Below are 329 nucleotides of genomic sequence, written 5' to 3' on the forward strand. Positions count from 1 at the left end.
AGAAAGTGACGCATCAACAACAAGCAGCGCCCCCTGGATTATCCCTTCTCTGAAGTGTGAACGCGATGCCCGCATGAAATAAGTCGCAGCTGGCTGGCTAATTAGCTGCTGATCGAGGGAAATCTTTGTTTCAACATAATCACTGGCAGGTGACGGGAAGCCCATGACTATAGTCCTCCGTTTGGATTAAACAGCTGAAAGGTACGGTTCTCGCCTTCCTGCGTTGATACATCGCGGAATGTTGTCACATACCACTCGATCCACTCGTTGGCCTGCTTCATTGTCCAGCTCCAGTTAACCTTGCTCAGTTCCTGGACAAACCGCTGTGT

1 pseudogene is annotated in these 329 nt (G+C 50.2%); it reads right to left on the reverse strand.

Annotation, left to right across the window (positions count from 1 at the left end):
• Nucleotides 1-281: pseudogene (locus FDW95_RS23475) on the reverse strand (LexA family transcriptional regulator); the annotation flags it as partial.
• Between the last annotated feature and the right edge of the window lie 48 nt (nucleotides 282-329).

It is taken from the genome of Citrobacter sp. wls718 (genome assembly GCF_005280945.1).
Taxonomy (GTDB): Bacteria; Pseudomonadota; Gammaproteobacteria; order Enterobacterales; family Enterobacteriaceae; genus Citrobacter; species Citrobacter gillenii.